General features: G+C 39.4%; 4 protein-coding genes. All 4 read left to right on the forward strand.

Features of this window, described 5'->3' with window-relative positions:
* Positions 1-372 (forward strand): Ig-like domain-containing domain (locus AC3AX0_RS10735; protein ID WP_487550283.1); only part of this gene is annotated, 372 nt, incomplete at its 5' end.
* Positions 369-1,424: a FecCD family ABC transporter permease gene (locus tag AC3AX0_RS10740; protein WP_487550284.1), complete on the forward strand. Its 1,056-nt coding sequence runs from the start codon at positions 369-371 to the stop codon at positions 1,422-1,424. The genes AC3AX0_RS10735 and AC3AX0_RS10740, both read left to right, overlap by 4 nt.
* 1 nt (position 1,425) lies before the next feature.
* Positions 1,426-2,229: an ABC transporter ATP-binding protein gene (locus tag AC3AX0_RS10745; protein WP_487550285.1), complete on the forward strand. Its 804-nt coding sequence runs from the start codon at positions 1,426-1,428 to the stop codon at positions 2,227-2,229.
* On the forward strand, positions 2,216-2,883 hold a 668-nt coding region (locus tag AC3AX0_RS10750; protein ID WP_487550286.1), incomplete at its 3' end, for an ABC transporter substrate-binding protein. The genes AC3AX0_RS10745 and AC3AX0_RS10750, both read left to right, overlap by 14 nt.

Genomic DNA, 2,883 nt, shown 5'->3' on the forward strand with positions numbered 1-2,883 from the left:
GTGATCAAGCTTTCATTTTCAAACAATGTAATCAACAGCTCAATCAGGGAAAACAACATGGCCTGCTTCAAGCTTGTGGATTCAGATGATAATGATGTGACGATTGAAGTATTTATGGATGACGATCAGATACATCCGGACCAGAAGAGAATTATAAAGATTACACCAACTGAGGGATTTGCAGAAAATATGACCTATACATTGAAAATAAACGGCGACATGTCAGGAAAGAACGGAAACACACTGGGCGATGAACTCACTGTATCATTTTCAACAGTATCTACAGGAATAGACTCAAATGTAATTACAATAGCTGCAATCTTCATAATTGCCCTTGTTGTAGTATTTATTAGAAGAAGCAAGGCCAAATGATAAAAAACAAAAAGTCGTTTTATTTTATTCTGGTACTTCTGCCCATCTTAAGCGTCATAGCATCACTCTTCATTGGAAGATATCCCATTAACGTGGCTACCGTGCCGGATATAATAATATATAAGATATTAACTTTTTTAAATGACATCTCACTATTTAATAAAATAGTTCCAGAAATAATTACAATATCAACACCAATAGAGCAGTCAGTAGTATGGGATATAAGGCTACCAAGGGCTATTGGCGGCATAATAGTGGGAGGGGCACTGTCAGTCAGTGGAGCCTCTCTTCAAGGCATGTTCAAAAACCCTCTGGTAGATGCAGGAATTCTAGGAGTTAGTTCCGGAGCAGGTTTTGGTGCAATACTTGCCATCATATTATTCAACGAAGTCAATTTCTACACAGTACTTTTCGCATTTATTTTCGGCATGATAGCCGTAGGTCTAAGTACACTTATAGCAGGAATATACAAGTCAAATCCCACAATAATGCTGGTACTTGGAGGAGTTATAGTGTCTTCCGTATTTTCATCTCTCATATCTTTAGGTAAATATGTTGCAGACCCCTTCAACGAGCTACCAGCCATTACCTTCTGGCTAATGGGAAGTTTGGCAAGCTGCAGCTTTAAGGACATTGCAATATCCTTCATACCCATATTCCTTGGAGTTGGAGGAATGATCCTCATGAAATGGAGGATCAACGTACTGTCCATGGGTGAACGTGATGCAAGAACACTTGGTATAAATACGAAACTAAATAGAGGTCTTGTTGTAGTATTTGCGAGCCTTTCAACTGCAGGCGCTGTATCAATCGCAGGAACCATAGGATGGGTAGGGCTTGTAATCCCTCATCTTGGTCGTATGATGGTTGGTACAGACAACAGAAAGCTCATACCTGTAAGTCTTGCACTGGGAAGCTTCTACCTTGTAGTAATAGACATTATAAGCCGTACCCTCACGGGAAGTGAAATTCCTCTGGGAATACTAACCTCACTTCTGGGTGCACCATTCTATGTTTATGTTCTGAAAAAAACAAAGGGAAGTGGGTGGTAAAATGCTCATAATAGACAATATAAGCTTTTCATATGAAAATAAGGAAGTACTAGACAGCATAAGCTTCCATGTAAAAAAGGGAGAGCTTCTATCCATAATAGGACCAAACGGATGTGGAAAGACAACACTCATAAACTGCATCCTTGGTATAAACAAGATAGACAAAGGCTCCATGTCCTTCAGGGGACGAGAGCTGAACAAGCTGTCCGCCAGGGAAAGAGCAAAGCTTTTCAGTTACGTTCCCCAGGAGAAGGGACATATCTTTCCCTATTCCGTACTTGAAATAGTACTAATGGGAAGAACTCCCTACCATTCAATATTTTCATCGCCTAATGGGAGTGACACTAAAATTGCAATTGAAGCCTTGAAAATGGTTGGAATGGAAAAATTCAGAGACAACCTCTTCACCAAGCTAAGCGGAGGAGAGAGACAGCTTGTAGTCCTTGCGAGGTCCCTTGCCCAGGAATCGGACATAATTATTATGGACGAACCTACTGCGTCCCTGGACTACAGGAATGAAATAATGTTTTTGGAAATGATTAAAAGTCTCTGCATAAACAAGAACAAGACAATAATAATGTCAACGCATTTTCCAAACCACAGTTTCTATTTTGAAAATCACCATCTAAACACAAACGTAATCATGTTATCGGACAAAAGAATCAAATACCAGGGACTACCAAGTACAGTATTGACTGAAGAGCATATTTATGATATCTACGGAGTAAAATCTAAAATACTTACATATGACAACAATAAAAAACACATAGTACCCATCGGAGGAACAGAAAATGAAGAAAAATAAGATTACATCATTGCTATTGGCATTAATGCTGATACTATCCCTGACATTATCAGCATGCAGCACAAGTGAATCCTCAGCGGAGCCAATTTCAGAGGTACCCGTAAATCCCAATCTCGAAACAGTAGTAGACTCTGCAGGAAGGACAGTATACATTCCCGAAGAAGTGGAAAGCATATCAGCCCTTTATACAGTTGCAGGTCATATAATTATTATGCTAGATGAAGGAGATATGATTACCTCCTGCAGCAACGGCCTAAAAAGAGACAAGCTGATTCTCAATATGGAACCTTCCATAAACGACATCTACCTTCCAAAGGTTGGAGGAATAGTAAATATTGAAGAACTGCTGAATTCAGATCCTGACATCATCCTTCTTGACGCACCTCTTTTCTGGAACAAGGGAGAGATAGAAAAAATTGAAAACCTGAATATTCCATACTATGTAGTGGAATTCAACTCCATGGAAGAAGAGAAAAAGCTTGTTGAAGACATAGGAAAGATTACAGGCAGGGAAGCGGCTGCCAAGGAATATGTAGACTTCTACGATGAGATACTAGATTTAGTAGAAGAAACAGTTGCTACAATACCTGAATCCGAAAGAAGAAACGTGTATCATTCAATAAACGAAGCTGTTAGAACTTCCGCTTCAAATAC

It is taken from the genome of Dethiosulfatibacter sp. (assembly GCF_983023055.1).